Source organism: Caulobacter sp. SLTY (genome assembly GCF_009905535.1).
GTDB lineage: Bacteria > Pseudomonadota > Alphaproteobacteria > Caulobacterales > Caulobacteraceae > Caulobacter.
This window is the reverse complement of record NZ_JAAALA010000015.1, coordinates 55,890-71,806: the sequence shown is the minus strand read 5'-3', so window position 1 is coordinate 71,806 and position 15,917 is coordinate 55,890. Positions and strand designations below refer to the sequence as shown.

The 15,917-nt window shown below is 68.1% G+C and carries 17 protein-coding genes; 8 read left to right on the top strand and 9 right to left on the bottom strand.

Features of this window, described 5'->3' with window-relative positions:
* The first annotated feature begins 123 nt into the window (after nucleotides 1–123).
* The 4 genes from rplM to GVN21_RS10610 are packed head-to-tail and all read left to right on the top strand — an operon-like array spanning nucleotide 124 to nucleotide 2,482.
* Nucleotides 124–597, top strand: a complete 474-nt coding sequence (gene rplM / locus GVN21_RS10625; RefSeq protein ID WP_166574712.1) for a 50S ribosomal protein L13 — start codon at nucleotides 124–126, stop codon at nucleotides 595–597.
* Nucleotides 597–1,061: a 30S ribosomal protein S9 gene (gene rpsI / locus GVN21_RS10620; RefSeq protein ID WP_166574711.1), complete on the top strand. Its 465-nt coding sequence runs from the start codon at nucleotides 597–599 to the stop codon at nucleotides 1,059–1,061. Before rplM ends, rpsI begins: the two co-directional genes overlap by 1 nt.
* A gap of 21 nt (nucleotides 1,062–1,082) precedes the next feature.
* Nucleotides 1,083–2,063 (top strand): N-acetyl-gamma-glutamyl-phosphate reductase, encoded by a 981-nt coding sequence (gene argC / locus GVN21_RS10615; protein WP_166574710.1) that lies wholly within the window; start codon nucleotides 1,083–1,085, stop codon nucleotides 2,061–2,063.
* Complete coding sequence (locus GVN21_RS10610; RefSeq protein WP_166574709.1) at nucleotides 2,060–2,482, top strand: GNAT family N-acetyltransferase; 423 nt, start codon at nucleotides 2,060–2,062, stop codon at nucleotides 2,480–2,482. The genes argC and GVN21_RS10610 overlap by 4 nt, the downstream gene beginning before the upstream one ends.
* Here GVN21_RS10610 and GVN21_RS10605 read toward each other — a convergent pair.
* The gene (locus GVN21_RS10605) at nucleotides 2,479–3,111 is read right to left on the bottom strand and encodes a nuclear transport factor 2 family protein (RefSeq protein WP_166574708.1); all 633 of its coding nucleotides are present in this window, start codon (nucleotides 3,109–3,111) and stop codon (nucleotides 2,479–2,481) included. The two genes, GVN21_RS10610 and GVN21_RS10605, sit on opposite strands and share 4 nt — an antisense overlap.
* 3 nt (nucleotides 3,112–3,114) lie before the next feature.
* Between GVN21_RS10605 and GVN21_RS10600 the strand changes: the two genes are divergently transcribed.
* Both GVN21_RS10600 and GVN21_RS10595 read left to right on the top strand, forming a co-directional pair.
* Complete coding sequence (locus GVN21_RS10600) at nucleotides 3,115–3,717, top strand: class I SAM-dependent methyltransferase (RefSeq protein WP_166574707.1); 603 nt, start codon at nucleotides 3,115–3,117, stop codon at nucleotides 3,715–3,717.
* An 84-nt stretch (nucleotides 3,718–3,801) separates the two neighbouring features.
* Entirely contained in the window at nucleotides 3,802–4,950 is a 1,149-nt protein-coding gene (locus GVN21_RS10595; protein ID WP_166574706.1) for an acyl-CoA dehydrogenase family protein, read from the top strand.
* Between the two features lie 147 nt (nucleotides 4,951–5,097).
* Here GVN21_RS10595 and GVN21_RS10590 read toward each other — a convergent pair whose 3' ends face one another.
* The 3 genes from GVN21_RS10590 to GVN21_RS10580 all read right to left on the bottom strand — a co-directional run bounded on the left by GVN21_RS10590 (nucleotide 5,098) and on the right by GVN21_RS10580 (nucleotide 8,851).
* On the bottom strand, nucleotides 5,098–5,445 hold the full coding sequence (locus GVN21_RS10590; protein ID WP_166574705.1) for a nuclear transport factor 2 family protein: 348 nt from the start codon (nucleotides 5,443–5,445) through the stop codon (nucleotides 5,098–5,100).
* Entirely contained in the window at nucleotides 5,445–6,677 is a 1,233-nt protein-coding gene (locus GVN21_RS10585) for an FAD-dependent monooxygenase (protein WP_166574704.1), read from the bottom strand. The genes GVN21_RS10590 and GVN21_RS10585 overlap by 1 nt, the downstream gene beginning before the upstream one ends.
* A gap of 65 nt (nucleotides 6,678–6,742) precedes the next feature.
* Nucleotides 6,743–8,851 carry an acylase gene (locus tag GVN21_RS10580; protein ID WP_166574703.1) on the bottom strand — a complete coding sequence of 703 codons (2,109 nt, stop codon included), beginning with the start codon at nucleotides 8,849–8,851 and terminating at the stop codon, nucleotides 6,743–6,745.
* A 218-nt stretch (nucleotides 8,852–9,069) separates the two neighbouring features.
* Here GVN21_RS10580 and GVN21_RS10575 point away from each other — a divergent pair, with 218 nt between their 5' ends.
* The gene (locus tag GVN21_RS10575) at nucleotides 9,070–10,926 is read left to right on the top strand and encodes a phosphoenolpyruvate carboxykinase (GTP) (RefSeq protein ID WP_166574702.1); all 1,857 of its coding nucleotides are present in this window, start codon (nucleotides 9,070–9,072) and stop codon (nucleotides 10,924–10,926) included.
* Nucleotides 10,927–10,942: 16 nt separating this feature from the next.
* On the opposite strand, the gene GVN21_RS10570 is transcribed toward GVN21_RS10575, so the two are convergent.
* The 3 genes from GVN21_RS10570 to purL form a co-directional block, all read right to left on the bottom strand.
* Nucleotides 10,943–11,308 (bottom strand): hypothetical protein, encoded by a 366-nt coding sequence (locus tag GVN21_RS10570; RefSeq protein ID WP_166574701.1) that lies wholly within the window; start codon nucleotides 11,306–11,308, stop codon nucleotides 10,943–10,945.
* Between the two features lie 160 nt (nucleotides 11,309–11,468).
* Nucleotides 11,469–11,861 (bottom strand): hypothetical protein, encoded by a 393-nt coding sequence (locus GVN21_RS10565; RefSeq protein ID WP_166574700.1) that lies wholly within the window; start codon nucleotides 11,859–11,861, stop codon nucleotides 11,469–11,471.
* Nucleotides 11,858–14,068: a phosphoribosylformylglycinamidine synthase subunit PurL gene (gene purL, locus GVN21_RS10560; protein ID WP_166574699.1), complete on the bottom strand. Its 2,211-nt coding sequence runs from the start codon at nucleotides 14,066–14,068 to the stop codon at nucleotides 11,858–11,860. The genes GVN21_RS10565 and purL overlap by 4 nt, the downstream gene beginning before the upstream one ends.
* 225 nt (nucleotides 14,069–14,293) lie before the next feature.
* Here purL and GVN21_RS10555 point away from each other — a divergent pair, with 225 nt between their 5' ends.
* The gene (locus tag GVN21_RS10555; RefSeq protein WP_166574698.1) at nucleotides 14,294–14,494 is read left to right on the top strand and encodes a hypothetical protein; all 201 of its coding nucleotides are present in this window, start codon (nucleotides 14,294–14,296) and stop codon (nucleotides 14,492–14,494) included.
* Between the two features lie 66 nt (nucleotides 14,495–14,560).
* Here GVN21_RS10555 and GVN21_RS10550 read toward each other — a convergent pair whose 3' ends face one another.
* Entirely contained in the window at nucleotides 14,561–15,100 is a 540-nt protein-coding gene (locus GVN21_RS10550; protein ID WP_166574697.1) for a hypothetical protein, read from the bottom strand.
* Between the two features lie 68 nt (nucleotides 15,101–15,168).
* Entirely contained in the window at nucleotides 15,169–15,831 is a 663-nt protein-coding gene (gene purQ / locus GVN21_RS10545; RefSeq protein WP_166574696.1) for a phosphoribosylformylglycinamidine synthase subunit PurQ, read from the bottom strand.
* Nucleotides 15,832–15,917 lie beyond the last annotated feature (86 nt).

The window sequence follows — 15,917 nt, the reverse complement described above, 5'->3', positions numbered from 1 at the left end:
AATTTTCAATGGCTTACGGCTATTTCGGCCTCTTCACCGCTGTTGACACTGCCCCGCCGACCCCGTATTGCCCCGCCCTCACATCGGGGGCGGTCGCCTCCGCATACTATTGGATCGAAACCCATGATGAAGACCACGGCTTCGCTGAAGCCCGCCGAGGTCGAGAAGAAGTGGATCGTGATCGATGCCGAGAACGCCGTGGTCGGCCGCCTCGCCTCGTTCATCGCCATGCGTCTTCGCGGCAAGCACCGTCCCGACTACACCCCGCACGTCGATTGCGGCGACTATGTTGTCGTCCTCAACGCGGACAAGGTGAAGTTCACCGGCCGCAAGCTGGACCAGAAGATCTACTACCGCCACACCGGCCACCCGGGCGGCATCAAGCAGATCACCGCCGGCAAGCAGCTGAACGGCCGCTTCCCCGAGCGCGTCCTGGAAAAGGCCGTCGAGCGCATGCTGCCCAAGGAAAGCCCCCTGGCCCGCGCCCAGATGACCCACCTGCGCATCTACAACGGCGGCGAACACCCGCACGAAGCGCAGAACCCCGAAACCATCGCGTTCGCTGATCTGAACGCCAAGAACGTGCGGAGCGCCTGATGGCCGAAGGTCTCGAAGCCCTGCAAGCCCTGTCCTCGTCGCCTATCGCGGCCTCGGCGGAGCCCAAGCTCGACAAGTTCGGCCGCGCCTATGCGACCGGCAAGCGCAAGAACGCCATCGCCCGCGTCTGGGTGAAGCCCGGCAAGGGCACGATCACCATCAACGGCCGCGACCAGGAGATCTACTTCGCTCGCCCCGTGCTGCGGATGATGATCGCCCAGCCCTTCGAAGTGACCGACCGCGTCGGCCAGTTCGACGTGATCGTGACCGTCGAAGGTTCGGGCCTGTCGGGCCAGGCCGGCGCCGTGCGTCACGGCATCTCCAAGGCCCTGACCTACTACGAGCCGGGCCTGCGCACCCTCCTGAAGCCGCACGGCTTCCTGACCCGCGACAGCCGCGTCGTCGAGCGTAAGAAGTACGGCAAGGCCAAGGCCCGCCGTAGCTTCCAGTTCTCGAAGCGCTAAGGCGCGGACGCAGATACGCGTTTGCGAAAGGGCGCTTCGGGCAACCGAGGCGCCCTTTTTCTTTGTCCCCTTAGGAGACCTGTGATGGCCCTTCCGAAGATCTTCATCGATGGCGAAGCCGGCACCACCGGCCTGCAGATCCGCGAGCGGCTGGACGGCCGCCGCGACATCCAGCTCGTCTCGATCGATCCGGAACGCCGCAAGGACGCCGCCGCCCGCGCCGAGCTGCTCAACGGCTCGGACCTGGTCATCCTCTGCCTGCCGGACGATGCCGCGCGGGAGGCTGTCGGCCTGATCGAGAGCCATTCGGTCAAGGTCATCGACGCCTCGACCGCCCACCGGACAGCCGACGGCTGGGCCTACGGCTTCGCCGAACTGCCCGGCCAGCGCGCCGCCATTGCCGCCTCGACGCGAGTCAGCAACCCCGGCTGCTATCCCACCGGCGCCATCGCCCTGATCCGGCCGCTGGTCTACGCCGGCATCCTGCCCGTCGACTACCCGGTCAGCGTCAACGCCGTCAGCGGCTACAGCGGCGGCGGCAAGGCGATGATCGCCGAGTTTGAAGGTGAGGGGGCCGAGGCCTTCCGCATCTACGGCCTGGGCCAACAGCACAAGCACGTCCCCGAGCTGCAGAAGAACACAGGCCTCACCGTCCGCCCGTTCTTCGCCCCCAGCGTCGGCCGCTACGCCCAGGGCATGATCGTCGAGGTTCCCCTATTCCTCGACCGGCTGAACGGCCGCCCGAAACTGGCTGACCTCTACGCCTGCCTGAACGCCGCCTACGCCGGCGAGCCCTTCGTCTCGGTGGAGAGCGGCTCGGGGATAACCGGTCTGGAACCGGAAGCGCTCAACAACACCAACCGCATGCAGCTGTTCGTGTTCGGCTCCGACGAGCAGGCGCGCCTGGTCGCCCGCCTCGACAACCTCGGCAAGGGCGCCTCCGGAGCTGCGGTTCAGAACATGAACCTGATGCTTGGCCTGCCGGAGACGGCGGGGCTGTGACCCTGCGCCTGGCCACCCCGGACGATGCGGCGGCCATCGCGGCCGTCTACCGGGTCAGCGCCTGGCACCCGCACATCCACACCCCGGAGGAGGACATCGCCTTCTTCCGCGACACAATGCTGCCCGAACAGACGGTGCGGGTCATCGAGGCCGATGGCGCGGTGATCGCCTACGCCTCCACGACCGAGGGCTGGCTCAACCACCTGTTCGTCCACCCGGACCACCAGGGGGCCGGACACGGCTCCCGCCTGTTGACTAAGGCGATGGAGGGCGAGGACGGCATCCAGCTCTGGACCTTCCAAGGCAACACCCGCGCCCGCGCCTTCTACGAGAGCAAGGGCTTCACCGCCGTGGAATTCACCGACGGCGAAGGCAACGAGGAGAAGATCCCCGACGTCTGCTACGAATGGCGCCGCTAGCCGGCCAGCCAGGCCTCTTCGGCGGCGAGAAAGGCCTCCACGGTCTCGGGCCGATCGATTCCGGCCAGGTCCGCACTCGGCGTCTTGCCGCTCTCTTCCAGCAGATAGGATAGGAACCGTAAACTGGGCCGATAGCCCGCCAGCCGCGCCGCATCCAGCACCGGCGTTTCGCCCGGAACCCTCGCCGCCATGGCGTCCTCGAAATACACCGCCCCCAGCCGGGCGATGCGCCAGACGCCGTCGCGCCGTTCGACCCGCGCATGCATCCGCGCATGGCTGGTGACCATCACCTCCACCCCGCCGATCCGGCCGCCCAGGAGGATCGCCGCCCCGCTCTCCGCCAGGGCCCGGTCGCCGTTCAGAGTGACCAGGGTCGGGGCCATCTGGTGCAGATGGCGGATGCCGGCGGCGAAGGCCTTTTCGGAGGCGGCGACGAAGTCCCGCCCGCTGGTCTCGATCCAGCTGATGCTGACCACCGAATCCGGGTGGTAGCAGGCCGCCATCCGGCCCCACTGGCCCTGGTCACGAGCAGCGCGCTCGATCTGAACGACCTCGGCGACCTCGAGCTTGTCGGACTGGAACAGGGCGGCCTCCTTGCGATACCCCTCGACCATAGCCGAGATTGTCACCCCATGGCGCAAGACCCGACTGACGACCCCGCCACCTTGGCCTTCTACGACCGGGAGGCCGAGGTCTATGTGGCCCGCGAGCAGACCGCCGATCCGGCCGTCGACCGCTTCGTCGCCCGTCTCGCGCCCGGCGCGGTGGTGCTGGAGCTGGGCTGCGGAGGCGGGCGGGACGCCGAGGCGATGCTCAAGGCCGGCCTCAAGGTCACCCCGACCGACGGCTCTGAGGTCATGGCGGCTCAGGCGCAGGCACGGCTGGGCGTCCCCGTTCGGGTCATGCGGTTCGCCGAGCTGGACGAGGTGCAGACCTTCGACGGCGTCTGGGCCAATGCCAGCCTGCTCCACGCCCCGGCCGAGGCTCTGCCGGACATCCTCGCCCGCGTCTGGCGGGCGTTGCGGCCCGGCGGGCTGTTCTGCGCCAGCTTCAAGGCCGGCGACGGCCCCGGCCGCGACAGCCTGGGCCGCTACTACAACTTCCCCTCGGCCGAGGGCCTGGAGCGTCACCTGCGAGGCGCCGGCTCCTGGTCGGACCTGGTCATCGAAAGCGGCACAGGCGGCGGCTATGACGGGGTCCAACGCCAGTGGCTGCGCGCCTGGGCGGTCACATAACCCTTGGTCACTCTTTCCCGACGCGCCACGGCGCCGTAACGGACATCCAACCAAGCTTGGGCAACGAAATCTCTGGAGGCCGCCATGGCGCTCGACGCCGAAACCCGCGATCAGCTCGTCGACACCGTCCGCCGCTTCGTCAGCGAGCGGCTGCGCCCGCTGGAGGCCCAGGTGGCCGAGGCCAACGCCGTGCCGGAGCCGGTCATCGCCGAGATGCGGGAGCTGGGCCTTTTTGGCCTGTCGATCCCCGAGGAATACGGCGGCCTCGACCTCTCCATGGAGGACGAGTGTCTGGTGATCTTCGAGATGGGCCGCACCAGCCCCGCCTTCCGCTCGGAATTCGGCACCAACGTCGGCATCGGCAGCCAGGGTCTGGTGATGTTCGGCAACGACGAGCAGAAGGCCAAGTACCTGCCCGGCATCGCCGCCGGCACGCTGGTGACCAGCTTCGCCCTGACTGAACCGGAGGCCGGCTCCGACTCGGCCGCCGTGCAGACCCGCGCCATCCTCGATGGCGACGCCTATGTGCTGAACGGCTCCAAGCGCTACATTACCAATGCCGCCAAGGCCGGCCTGTTCACCGTCATGGCCCGCAGCAACCCGGACGTGAAGGGCGGCGGCGGGGTCAGCGCCTTCCTGGTGCCCTCGGACCTGCCCGGCATCACCGTCGGTCCGCCTGAGAAGAAGATGGGCCAGCACGGCGCCCAGATCCACGACATCACCTTCGACAACGTCCGCGTCCCGGTCGAGAACCGCCTGGGTAATGAGGGCGAGGGCTTCAAGGTGGCCATGCAGGTGCTCGACAAGGGCCGGCTGCACATCGGCGCCCTTTGCGTGGGCGTAGCCGAGCGGCTGATCGCCGACTGCGTGGCCTATGCCGGCGAGCGAAAGCAGTTCGGCCAGGCGCTGAGCAACTTCCAGATGGTCCAGGCGATGCTCGCCGACAGCAAGACCGAATGCATGGCCGCCCGCGCCCTGGTGCTGGAAAGCGCCCGCAAGCGCGACGGCGGGGCCAACATCGTGCTGGAGGCCGCCGCGGCCAAATACTACGCCTCGGAGATGGTCGGCCGGGTCGCCGACCGGGCGGTGCAGATCTTCGGCGGCGCCGGCTACGTCGCAGACTACGGCATCGAGCGCCTGTACCGCGACGTCCGCATCTTCCGCATCTACGAAGGCACCAGCCAGGTGCAGCAGCTGGTCATCGCGCGAGAGACGATGAAGCGGGGCGGGTAGGGGACTGGTTGCGCGCGAAGCGGGCTACCTGTCCCCGGTCAGCGCCAGCGGCTGGGCCGGGCTCGGTCCAGCCGGTTCGCTATGTCGGCTGGAGCGGTTTTTGCTTCGCGGTCCGCGCAGACCGGGGACAGGTAGACCGCTGCGCGGTCAACCGGTCCCCAAGGGATGCACGTACACCTCGTTCTCGACGATCTTGTCGTCCTTCAGGATGACCAGGTCGAAGCCGCGCATCTTTCCGCCGCGGTCGATGTCGCAGTACCAGCGGCCGCAGAAACCGCCTTCGATGGCCCAGACGGTTTCGGGCGTGTAGGTCATCGGCGGGACGGCGGCGAACAGGCCTTCGAGGTAGGGCTTCAACGCCGCGTGGCCGACAATGCCGGCGGCAGTGTTGTTGTCCTTGTAGAGGCAGTCCTCGGCATAGAAGCTGAGCAGGGCGGGAACGTCCTTGGCGGTCCACGCCGCCAGCCAACGCCGGTTGAAGTCCTCGATGTCCATCAGTGGGCTCCCAGCACCTTGGCGCGGTGCTCCTCGGTGAAGATTTCCGGGGGGGCCATCTCCGGCCCGCCCATGACCGCGAAGCCGTGGGCGCCCAGGCTGGGGTCGGCGCCGGTGCGTTCGAAGTGGTCGCGGCGGCGGGCCTTGGCCTCGTCGCCGAACTCGCAGTCGAGGGCCGAGGTGATCGAGGCAGCGAAACGCAGGCGGCGCATCCGCTCGGCCCGCTCCTCGGCATAGGGGGCGAAGGCGGCGGGCGACCAGTCATCCCCCTGCAGGATGTCGCTGACGATCCGGACGTCGCGGTAGGTGATGGAGAGGCCCAGCCCGACGATCGGGTCGTTCCAGCCGGCGGCGTCGCCGACCAGGACCACGCCTTCGCCAAACGGCTGGTCGGTCCAGCTGTCGTGGTTGAAGTAGGAGAGCAGGGGGCCAGCCGGGGTGGCGTCGGCCAGGGCGGCGTTGAGCGGGGCGCTGTCCATCCGGAAGGCTTCGAGGAAGGCTTTCGCGCCATCGGGGCCGGCGAAGCGGCGCTTCTGCTCCAGCGGATAGCCGCCGTAGACGCGCACCCGGCCGCCGCCCTGTGGGAAGGCCAGGAAGTTGAAGTCGCCCTCAGTGCCGATGGCCTGCAGGTCGTCCGGCCAGTCGTGGGCGCCCTCAAGGAGAAGGCCGGCGAACCAGTGGTGGGGCTTGTCCTGGTGAAGCTTGATGCCCGCCGCCTCGCGCACGGCGCTGGTGCGGCCATCGGCGCCGACGATCAGGCGGCAGTCGGCACTGTGCTCGACATCGCCCTCCATCCAGCTGACGCGGGGCGAGGCGCCGGCCTGGACGGCGGTGACCTGGGCGCCGCGCCGGCCTTGGGCGCCCCGGCGGACGGCCTCGTCGAACAGGGTCTGGCAGTGGTGCGGGTTGCCGATGCAGAGGGGGCCGGGCACGTCCGGGGCGAAGATGGAGAGGGGTAGGGTGCGGGCCTCCGCCTCCGCCGGGGTGCGGCTTTCGTCATAGGTGATGTGGCGGGTCAGGTGGTGGCCGCCGGCGGCCATCAGCACGTCGTATAGGCCGACCCGCTTGGTTTCGCTGACGCCCCACGGTGCGATCCACTCGCCGCGCACCCGGTCTTCATAGACCTCGCTCTGTTCCAGCAGCAGGACGTCGACGCCCCGCCCAGCCAGCACCGCCGCCAGGGCCGAGCCGCCGATACCGCCGCCTACGATGATCACGTCGTGCCGGGCCATGTTGTTCCTCCACGCTTTTGCAGGACGGTAACGCGGTGGTGGGCCGGTTCAATGGCGCCCTGGCGTCAGCCTCTACGCTTTCCAGGGCGATAGTCCTCGACGATGTGCCCTTTTTTGAGCTGGTCCTCGGTGAACAGTACCGGCTTGAAGCGGTGGGTCGCGAACAAGGGCGCCTGGTCGGCGTAGTGCTTGGATTTGGCGTCGAGGGTCGCCGAGCCGAACTGGTGGATGCTCTGGCTTGAGAGCCGGCCCTGGCGGTCCCAGCTGACCACCATGATGAAGGTGTCGCCGGCCATGGCGGTCAGCCGGCCATCCTTGCCAGGTTTGCCGTAGATGGCCCGCAGGGTGTCCGGGCCGCCGTCGACGGGCAGGTCGACGTCTCCTCGGCGGAGGCGATTGACTTCACCCCAGGTCGGATCCATGCGCCCGAAGCCGTCGCCCAGGATATCCATAGCGCGGTACAGCGCCGGTTTCGCAGCCAGGCCCTCGCCGCCCTCGGCTTTCGGCAGCATGGCCAGGGCAGCGACAATCGGCAGGGCAGCGTTGCGGTTGCCGGCGTCGGCGCGCAGATCCCAGGACCTGACGACAAACACCGCCTCGCTCAGTGCATCGTCGGCGCCGGGATCGACCTTGCTGAGTTCGGCGACCAGCCGCGCCATCCGGGATTTCGGGCTGTAGGCGACGTCGAACTTGTAGGTGAGGAACTCCTCGGGGGTGATCGAGGCGTCGGCGCCGAAGGTCTCTACCTCGCGCCAGGAGCGGTTGGTCATGTCCATCTGCAGGCCCATCGAGGGCGGGAAATTGCGGGGGTCGAGGCCGTCGCCGGGGGCTGTGGCCTGGAAGGGAGTATTGTTGGCGTTGAACACCAGCCCGCCCTTGGGCGACCAGATCTGCGGGACCTTGTCGAACGGCAGATAGCCTTTCCAGATCAGGTCCGAGCGGTCGCCGGGCAAGGGGCCGGCCCAGTCGACCTTGGCGTCCGGCCGGTTGGGGAACAGGCCGTTGTAGACGTAGCCGATGGTCCCGGTCTGGTCGGCGTAGATGTAGTTGATGCTGGGCAGGGCCTGGATGGCCATGGCGGCGCGCCATTCGTCGGCGGTGCGGGCCAGGTTGAGCCGCCAGTACTGCAACGGCTGGCGGGCCTCGCCCATGCCGGCATAGCGCAGGGCGAACGCGCCGCCCTTCGTCTTCATCACCGGGCCATGGACCGTGCGAAGCACCTCGCGGTTCACGGTGACGTGGAAGGGGCCCCAGAGCTTGACGCGCAGCTTGGCCTGGGAGCGCTCGAAGTCCTTCCACTGGCCGTCCAGGCGGTACTGACGGGGGTTCTTCGGATTCACGACGAGGCGGTAGGTGTCGATCAGGTCCGGGGTGTTGACGGTGTTGGCCCAGCCCAGCGTGGCGTTGTGGCCGTGCAGCATGAAGGGGGCGCCGGGGAAAAAGCCGCCGGCCACATGCCAGCCCTCGCCGCTCTGGACCACGGCCTCGTACCAGGCGACCGGGCCGGTGAAGGGCTGGTGGCTGTTGACCAGCAGGCGGGTGGCGCCGTCGGCCGAACGGGAGGGGGCGACCGCGACGCCGTTGGAGCCCTTGGGCGTGGGATCGGCGGGCAGCTCGTTGAGCCGCTTCAGCTCGGCGTCGAGGCCGTAGAAGAAGGGGGTCTTGAAGATGAAGCCAGCGGCGATGTCCTTCCCGGTCAAGGGCAGCAGGCCGGGGGCGACGGCGTCCGGGTGCTCGGCGCCGTAGAGGTTGATCCCGTCCGCATAGCCTTCCAGCACAGCGCGGACGTCGGCCGGGAGGCTGTCATAGCCGCCCTCGGTGGTCTTCCAGACCTCCAAAAGGCTGACGATGTAGTCGGTCGGCGCCGCCTTCAGCCCGTCCTTGCCGGCCAGCTGGCCGCGGGTGGCCAGGGCGACATCCTGGATGGTGACGAAGTCATCCTCGGCGTGTGCGTAGGCCAGGCCGAAGGCGGCGTCGGCATTCCGACGACCGAGGATGTGCGGCACGCCCCATTTGTCGCGACGGATTCGCACTTGATAGGCCTGCGCCTTGGCCTGGATGGCGGCCAGATCGGCCTTGGCCGGGCGGTTGGGCAGGTCCAGGACCAGCAGGGCGGCAACCGCCACCACGACGAGCAGCCCAAGGCCGATCAGGCCCCTGACGATCCACCGCATCCCGTTTCCCCCGTGTTTTGGCGATCTTATGGAACGGGCGCCCAGTTGGCTATTCGGTGGGCTGACGCTTGGTCAGCCGTCGCGCTCTCATCACATTTGCCCCTTTCGGCTTGCCCCGGAACCCCCCGCCGGGCTAGGCAGGATGCGCGCAAGGGCGTGACACGGGGCCGCGCACAGACGGACCCGGCGCGTCAAAGTAACGATGGAGGGCGCCGGTTATGGGCGGCGAAGTCTCGATTCCGGGTCTCGATGAGGCCCCGACCAATCACGCCAAACTGATCGCCTGGGTCCGCGAGATTGCCGCGCTGACCAAGCCGGCGGCGGTCCACTGGTGCGACGGCTCCGACGCCGAGTTCAAGCTGCTGACCGACCAATTGGTCGAGGCCGGCACGATGAAGCGCCTGAACCCGGACCTGCGTCCCAACAGCTTCTACGCCGCCTCCGATCCGCGCGATGTCGCGCGCGTCGAGAGCCGCACCTTCATCTGCTCGGAGAAGGAAATCGACGCCGGGCCGACCAACAACTGGTCCGATCCGGCTGAGATGCGGACCCGCCTGAACGGCCTGTTCGACGGCTGCATGGCTGGGCGGACGATGTATGTCGTGCCGTTCTGCATGGGCCCGATCGGCTCGCCCATCTCGGCGCTGGGCGTCGAGATCACCGACAGCGCCTATGTCGCCATCTCGATGCGGGTGATGACCCGCATGGGCAAGCAGGCCCTCGACATGATGGGCGACGATGGTTTCTTCGTGCCGGCGGTCCATACCCTTGGCGCGCCGCTGTCGCCGGGGCAGAAGGACGTGCCGTGGCCTTGCAACGAGGAAAAGTGGATCGTCCACTTCCCCGAGAGCCGCGAGATCTGGTCCTACGGCTCCGGCTATGGCGGCAACGCCCTGCTGGGCAAGAAGTGCTACGCCCTGCGTATCGCCAGCGTCATGGCCCGCGATGAGGGGTGGCTGGCCGAACACATGTTGATCCTCAAGCTGACCAGCCCCAAGGGCGCGGTCCGCTACGTGGCCGCCGCCTTCCCCAGCGCCTGCGGCAAGACCAACCTGGCCATGCTGCAGCCGACCATCCCCGGCTGGAAGGCCGAGACGGTGGGTGACGACATCTGTTGGATGCGGTTCGGCGAAGACGGCCAGTTACGCGCCATCAACCCGGAAGCCGGCTTCTTCGGCGTCGCGCCGGGCACCGGCATCGGCACCAACAAGAACGCCATCGACGCCCTGAACCGCGACTGCGTGTTCACCAACGTGGCTCTGACGCCCGAAGGCGACGTGTGGTGGGAAGGCCTGACCGACACCCCGCCGCCCGCGCTGACCGACTGGCAGGGCAAGCCCTGGACCCCGGAGTCGCCGACCCCGGCCGCCCACCCCAACGCCCGCTTCACCGTGGCCGCCCACCAGTGCCCGGTGATCGCTGACGAATGGGCCGACCCGGCCGGCGTGCCGATCAGCGCCATCCTGTTCGGCGGCCGCCGCGCCAGCGCCGTGCCGCTGGTGACCGAGGCCTTCGACTGGGAGCATGGGGTGTTCCTGGCCTCCAACACCGCCTCGGAAGGCACTGCCGCCGCCGAGAACAAGGTCGGCGAGCTGCGCCGCGACCCGTTCGCCATGCTGCCCTTCTGCGGCTACAACATGGGCGACTACTTCGCCCACTGGCTGAAGGTCGGCGCCAACGCTCCGGACCCGGCCAAGCTGCCGAAAATCTTCTTCGTCAACTGGTTCCGCAAGGACAACGGCAAGTTCGTCTGGCCGGGCTTCGGCGACAACAGCCGCGTGCTCAAGTGGATCGTCGAGCGCCTGGAAGGCGAAGCCGGCGCGGTGGACACCGCCATCGGCCGCCTGCCGGCCGAGGGCTCGCTGGACGTCTCGGGCCTGGATCTGAGCGCCGACAAGCTGAATCTGCTGCTCAGCGTGGACGGCGATGTGTGGCGTGAGGAAGCCTCGCTGATCCCGGCCTTCTATGACCGGTTTGGTGATCGGATGCCCGCCGCGCTGTGGTCGCAGTACGAGGCCCTTGTCGAACGGCTGGGGACCGGCGCTGAAGCCGAACGCAAGGTAGAGATGGCCTGAGAGGCCGCCGCAGCCGCTAGTAGCGGCCGCTCCGACTTGGCTGGTTGTTGATGCCGTTGTCGCGCGGCGGCCGACGGTCGTTCGCGTAACCTTTCCCTCGGACGCGCGAGGGTTTCTTCGATCCGCGCTTCTGCTGCTGGGCGGTCGTCAGGGTCACCGGCGGCATGACGTTGTTGTTCGACAACAACGTTCCAACGTCCTGGAACAAGCCAGGGATGCCCTCCCGCGTCGGCGAGGTAATGCACAGGGAACGCGCCCCATTGGAAAAGGCGGTTTCTACGATGCCGGCGGTTCGCGTCGGGTTGGCTCTCAGCCAAGTCCCTATCCTGTCATAGGCGCCTCGGTCGATCTGCCCGCCTCGGTGCTCGAAGGACACAAGCATATCGCATGTCTCTGCGCTGGCCGGCGTAGCCAGAGCTACAATCAGCGCTGCGCCGCTGAACGCCAAGAAAGCCCGACACGTCTGGATCATTACGCTCCCCCTGCGCGGGAGCATTGCCAACTCTAGCTGCTGTGTCCAGGGGTAGAGTCCGGGGGGTTAATCAACCCGGCCCGCCCTTTGTGTGGAAATGCCCACCCGTCTTGCTCAGCGCCGTGATCGGGGCCTTCTTGCCCTCGACGGGGAGCAGCTTCACCACGCCGGTGAACACCGGCTTGATGGCGGCCTGTGATGTCGCGGTGACGCAGACGGTGCGTTCGCCCTCTCGGCCCCAAGGCGTGACCTTCACGTCGGTTACGAGCTTGGGATTTGCGGCCAGCCAGGACTCGACGCGGCCATAGGCTTCCTGGTCGATGCCCATGGCGTAGCTGCCGAAGGAGACGCTGACGTCGCAGCCTTCGCCGCCGGGCACGCTGGGCGGGGGCTCGGCGCCGCTGTCGGTGGCGCAGGCGGCGGCGAGCAGGGCGGTGGCGGCGAGGGCGGCGAAGGGTTTCAAGCGGCGGCTCCCATGAAGGCCGGCAGCCAGCCCTCGTGGGCGGCGCGCAGCTTGTCCAAGTCTATCGAAAAGAGCCCGCGAGAGGCGAAGGCGTTCCCACCCGCCGTGCCGACGACGCTGGCGTGCAGGCCGGCGGCGGCCGCGGCGGCCAACAAGGGGGCCGGGTCCGCTATGGCGACCAGGTAGCGGGCCTGGTCTTCTCCGAACAGGAAGGGGTGGGCGTTGTTGGCGCTGGTGGCGTCCAGGGTGACGCCGACGCCGCTGGCCAGGGCCATCTCGGCGGCGCCGATGGCCAGGCCGCCATCGGAGAGGTCGTGGACGCAGGTCAGGGTGCGTCCGACGATCTGGGCCCGCACGAAGTCGCCGGTGCGGCGCTCGAGGGCCAGGTCGACCGGCGGCGGGGCGCCGTCCTCTCGGCCGAGGAGTTCGCGCAGGTAGAGGCTGGCGCCGAGTTCTCCGTGGTTGGTCCCGATAACCACCAGGGTGTCGCCATCCTTCATCGAGCTGAAGTCGGCGCGCTGGGCATAGTCGGTGAGCAGGCCGACGGCGCCGACGGTGGGGGTGGGGGGAATGCCCTTGCCGTTGGTCTCGTTGTAGAGGCTGACGTTGCCGCTCACGACCGGGAAGTCGAGGGCGCGGCAGGCCTCGGCCATGCCCTCGATGGCCTTGACGATCTGGCCCATGATCGCCGGGCGCTCTGGATTGCCGAAGTTCAGATTGTCGGTGATGGCGATCGGATCGGCGCCGACGGCGGTCAGGTTACGCCAGGCCTCGGCGACGGCCTGTTTGCCGCCCTCGTAGGGGTCGTTCAGCACATAGCGGGGCGTGCAGTCGCTAGTCACCGCCAGGGCCTTACGGGTGCCGTGGACGCGGATGATGCCGGCGTCGGCGCCGGTGGCGCTGTCTTCCAGGGTGTCGGCCATCACGTGGCGGTCGTACTGCTCCCACAGCCAGCGCTTGGAGGCGACATCGGGGCAGGACATCAGCTTGAGGACGGCGGCTTCCCAGTCGGCCGGGGCGGGGACCTGGCCGGGGTCGATGCGGTCGAGCTTCGGCGGCTCGGTCCACGGCCGGTCGTACAGCGGCGCGTCGTCGGAGAGCGGGCTGAGCGGCAGGTCGCAGACCACCTCGCCCTTGTGCTTGAGCACGATGTGGCCGGTGTCCGTGGTCTTGCCGATGATGGCCGCGTCCAGCCCCCATTTCTCGAAGATGGCGTGGCCATCGCGCTCTCGGCCGGGCTTGAGGATGGCCAGCATCCGCTCCTGGCTTTCCGACAGCATCATCTCATAGGCGGTCATGCCCTCTTCGCGCTGCGGCACCATGTCGAGGTCGAGCTCAATGCCGACGCTGCCCTTGCCGGCCATCTCGACCGAAGAGGAGGTCAGGCCGGCCGCGCCCATGTCCTGGATGGCCGCGACGGCGCCGGTGGCCATCAGCTCGAGCGTAGCCTCGATCAGCAGCTTCTCGGCGAAGGGGTCACCGACCTGGACGGTGGGACGTTTCTCGTCGCTGTCCTCGTCGAACTCGGCGCTGGCCATGGTGGCGCCGTGGATGCCGTCACGGCCGGTCTTGGAGCCGAAGTAGACGACCGGCAGGCCGGCGGCGGGGGCGGCGCTGTAGAAGATCTTGTCGGCGTCGGCCAGGCCCACGCACATGGCGTTGACCAGGATGTTGCCATCATAGCCGGTGTGGAAGTTGGTCTCGCCGCCAACGGTGGGGACGCCGACGCAGTTGCCGTAGCCGGCGATGCCGGCGACCACGCCCTCGACGAGGCGCTTGGTCTTCGGATGGCTTGGGTCGCCGAAGCGCAGGGCGTTGAGCAGGGCGATGGGGCGGGCGCCCATGGTGAAGACATCGCGCATGATGCCGCCGACGCCGGTCGCCGCGCCCTGATAGGGCTCGATGTAGCTGGGGTGGTTGTGGCTCTCCATCTTGAAGATGCAGGCTTGGCCGTCCCCGATGTCGACCACACCGGCGTTCTCGCCGGGGCCGCAGATGACGCGCGGGCCGGTGGTGGGGAATTTCGAGAGGTGCTTGCGGCTGGATTTGTAGCTGCAGTGCTCCGACCACATGACCGAGAAGACGCCGAGCTCGACGAGGTTGGGTTCGCGGTTCAGCCGCTTGAGGATCACGGCATATTCGTCGGGCTTGAGCCCGAACTCGGCGGCGACCTGGTCCATGGGCTTGGCGGGAGAGGGAGCGCTCATGGAATGGGGCTTCTAGAGCGCGTTCCGACAAGTGGAAACCGGTTATCGGCAAAATCGCGCGCCCAGCTGACGGCTGCAGCGGCGTTGCTTTGGATGCCGACTCAGGTCGGGCAGCCGACGCGCGGGCGCCAAAGGCGTGATGGGCGGCCCTGGAACAGCAGAGTCTGGTCGGGGTTAGTCCATCCGAAGGCGCGAGTGGCGCGCCGGAGCGTAGAGGAAACTCCGATGGCCGATAACGAAAAGCCGCAACAACAACCGGACAACCAGGAGCGTCAGAATCCTGGCCAGCAGCAGCAACAGGGTCAGGACCGTGATCGCAAGGACGACCAGGGTCAGGGCCAAGCCGGACAGGCGGGCCAGGCCGACCAGACCGATACGGGTCGTGGCGGCCAGGGCGGCGAGATGGATCGCGACAACGATCGCTGAACCCCGCCGGACTGTGCGGAAAAGGGAAGGCCGGGTGAAAGCCCGGCCTTTCTCATGTGCGTCCAGTCAGGTGGCGGCGCTGGGCGCCTGGCGGGCCCGCATCAGCGACCACAGCACCCCGACCGCGAACGGGAACAGCATGAACAGGATCAGAAGCCCGGTGGCGACGTAGCCGGGGATGGTCATGGATTCGCCCAGCTGGATGCTCGTGCCGACGCCGTCCATCAGGTCCCTGGCAACCGGCCAGCCGAGCACGACCAGGAAGAGGACGCTGGTGACCGCGGTAATCAGGGTCGCCTCGCGCGAGCCCCGTAGGGCGCTGAAGGCGCCGACCACGGCGGTCACGAACACGGCGCCGGCCATGGTGGTCACCGTCAGGCCGGGCTCGGCGACCAGCAGGCCGAAACGGTAGCCCTCATAGCTGGGGTCGAGGCCACCTCGGATCGGGGCGGCCGTGTTGATGCAGGCGGCGATCAGGTGAGCGAAGCCGACCACCGCGCCGATGAACCCCGTCCGTCCCCGGAACAGGGCGACCAGCCAGGCAACGAACAGCACGGCCGACATGCCGCCGGCGACGTAAAGCCAGTTGATCTGACTGATATCCATGGAGCGGCCCTGCGTGTGTCGTCGCTGAACGTGCGGGTTGCGACGCCTCAGGCCAAGTTAATTCGATTTCAGGCGCTGGCGAGCGCGCTCTGGAACAGCAGGGCGCCGTCCGCGGAGCCAAGCTCCGCCTCGAAGCTGCGGTCCGGGTGCGGCATCAGTCCAAGGACATTGCCCTTGGGGTTGATGATCCCGGCGATGGCGCGGGCCGAGCCGTTGGGATTGTCCTGGTAGCGGAAGACCACCTGGCCCTCGCCCTCGAGCCGGTCGAGGGTGGCCTCGTCGGCGAAATAGTTGCCCTCGCCGTTGCCGACGGTCATCACCGCCTCGCGCCGGCCCTGGTAGGCGGCGGTGAACCGGGTCTGGCCGTTGACGATGTCGAGGCCCACCGGCTTGCAGACGTATTTGAGGCCGGCGTTGCGGAGCAAGGCGCCGGGCAGCAGGCCCGCCTCGCACAGCACCTGGAAGCCGTTGCAGATGCCGACCGTGGCGACGCCTCGCTCGATGGCGGCCTTAACGTCGGTCATGATCGGCGAGAGCGCCGCCATGGCGCCGCAGCGCAGGTAGTCGCCGTAGGAGAAGCCGCCCGGCAGGACGATGAGGTCAAGACCATCGGGCAGGGCGGTGTCGCCATGCCAGACCATCTCCACCTTGGCGCCAGTGGAGCGCTCGACGGCGACCTTGCAGTCCCGGTCGCAGTTGGAGCCGGGGAAAACGATGACGGCGGCTTTCATGGCGCGGGCCTGTAGCAGAGTCCCGGCGACGGCGCGAGCGGAAGGCTAGTCACGTCGCAAATAGGACCAGGAGTGTGCTGTTGGGG

Coding starts and splice junctions, on each gene's coding strand:
- GVN21_RS10585 (WP_166574704.1), bottom strand. CDS start 6,677: ATGGCCCGGCACGACGTGATCATCGTAGGCGGCGGTATCGGCGGCTCG.
- GVN21_RS10575 (WP_166574702.1), top strand. CDS start 9,070: ATGGGCGGCGAAGTCTCGATTCCGGGTCTCGATGAGGCCCCGACCAAT.
- GVN21_RS10550 (WP_166574697.1), bottom strand. CDS start 15,100: ATGGATATCAGTCAGATCAACTGGCTTTACGTCGCCGGCGGCATGTCG.
- rpsI (WP_166574711.1), top strand. CDS start 597: ATGGCCGAAGGTCTCGAAGCCCTGCAAGCCCTGTCCTCGTCGCCTATC.
- GVN21_RS10555 (WP_166574698.1), top strand. CDS start 14,294: ATGGCCGATAACGAAAAGCCGCAACAACAACCGGACAACCAGGAGCGT.
- GVN21_RS10570 (WP_166574701.1), bottom strand. CDS start 11,308: ATGCTTGTGTCCTTCGAGCACCGAGGCGGGCAGATCGACCGAGGCGCC.
- GVN21_RS10580 (WP_166574703.1), bottom strand. CDS start 8,851: ATGCGGTGGATCGTCAGGGGCCTGATCGGCCTTGGGCTGCTCGTCGTG.
- GVN21_RS10595 (WP_166574706.1), top strand. CDS start 3,802: ATGGCGCTCGACGCCGAAACCCGCGATCAGCTCGTCGACACCGTCCGC.
- GVN21_RS10600 (WP_166574707.1), top strand. CDS start 3,115: ATGGCGCAAGACCCGACTGACGACCCCGCCACCTTGGCCTTCTACGAC.
- rplM (WP_166574712.1), top strand. CDS start 124: ATGATGAAGACCACGGCTTCGCTGAAGCCCGCCGAGGTCGAGAAGAAG.
- GVN21_RS10590 (WP_166574705.1), bottom strand. CDS start 5,445: ATGGACATCGAGGACTTCAACCGGCGTTGGCTGGCGGCGTGGACCGCC.
- purQ (WP_166574696.1), bottom strand. CDS start 15,831: ATGAAAGCCGCCGTCATCGTTTTCCCCGGCTCCAACTGCGACCGGGAC.
- purL (WP_166574699.1), bottom strand. CDS start 14,068: ATGAGCGCTCCCTCTCCCGCCAAGCCCATGGACCAGGTCGCCGCCGAG.